Here is a 1,539-nt window from a genome sequence, read left to right on the forward strand (position 1 = left end):
GGCGGGCAGCGCCGTGCCGGCGGGCAAGACCGTGTTCGTGTTCCCCGGCCAGGGCTGCCAATGGCTCGGCATGGGCGTCGAATTGCTCGACACCGCACCGGTTTTCGCCGAGCAGATTGACGCGTGCGCGCAGGCGTTCGCCGAGTTCGTGGACTGGTCGCTGGTCGACGTGCTGCGCGGCGCGCCCGGCGCGCCGGGCCTGGACCGTGTCGACGTGGTGCAGCCGGCCCTGTTCGCGGTCATGGTGTCGCTGGCCGAGCTGTGGCGGTCCCTCGGCGTGCGCCCGGACGCCGTCATCGGGCATTCCCAGGGCGAGATCGCCGCCGCCTACGTCGCCGGCGCGCTGTCGCTGCGCGACGCTGCGCGCGTCGTGACACTGCGCAGCAAGCTGCTCACCGAGCTGTCCGGGCGAGGCGGCATGGTGTCTCTGGCCCACGACATCGATCAGGCACGAGAGTTGTTGGTGCCGTGGGCAGATCGCATCAGCGTCGCCGCCGTCAACGGGCGGTCGGCGGTCGTCGTCTCCGGCGAGGTCGCCGCGCTCGACCAGCTGATGCAGCAGTGCGCCGAGCGCGAGCTCCGCGCACGCCGGATCGACGTGGACTACGCGTCGCACTCCGCGCACGTCGAGGCGATCCGGGACCGGCTGGCCGGCGTGCTGTCCGGCATCGAGCCGCACTCGTCGCGCACCGTGTTCTTTTCCACCGTCACCGGCGGCGTGCTGGACACGGCCGGGTTGGACGCCGACTACTGGTATCGCAACATCCGGCACACGGTGGAGTTCGACCGCGCCGTGCGCAGCGCGTGCGCGCAGGGTTACCGCACGTTCGTCGAATCCAGCCCGCATCCCGCGCTGATCGCCGGCATCGAGGACACGGTCACCGACCACGGCGCGGCCGACCGCGTCGTGATTCCCACCCTCGGTCGCGAGGACGGCGGATTGGCGCGGTTCCTGGCCTCGGCCGCGCAGGCGTTCGTGTCGGGTGTCCGGGTGGACTGGCGGGCCGCGCTGCCCGGCGCGGGGTTCGTCGAGCTGCCGACGTATGCCTTTGAGCGGCGGCGGTTTTGGCTCTCCGGCGACGGCGGAGCTGTGGACGCCGCGGGCCTGGGGTTGCGGTCCGGTGAACACGCGGTTCTGGGGGCGGTGGTGGAGCTTCCGGACTCCGGCGGGGTGGTGCTGACCGGCCGGCTCTCCGCCGCGTCGCACCCATGGCTGGCCGATCACGCCGTTTCCGGGGTCGCGGTGTTCCCGGGTTCCGGCCTGGTGGAGTTGGCGATCCGGGCCGGCGACGAGGCCGGCTGTGCGGCGGTCGACGAGTTGACATTGCTGGCGCCGCTGCTGGTGCCGAACTCCGGTTCGGTGGCCGTGCACGTTGTGGTGGGCGCCCCCGACGAGTCCGCTCACCGCACCGTGGCGATCTTCGCCAGGGCCGACGCCGACGGGGGCTGGATCTGCCATGCCGAGGGGGTGCTGCGGCCGGCGCCGGTGCGGCCTGCGGCCGATTTGTCGGTGTGGCCGCCGGCTGGTGCGGTGGCTGT

1 protein-coding gene is annotated in these 1,539 nt (G+C 72.6%); it reads left to right on the plus strand.

Annotated features, from left to right (window positions below):
* A partial coding sequence (locus ABDW21_RS16885; protein WP_343710784.1) for an acyltransferase domain-containing protein occupies positions 1-1,539 on the plus strand: 1,539 nt, incomplete at both ends.

Source organism: Mycobacterium sp. (assembly GCF_039583805.1).
Taxonomy (GTDB): domain Bacteria; phylum Actinomycetota; class Actinomycetes; order Mycobacteriales; family Mycobacteriaceae; genus Mycobacterium.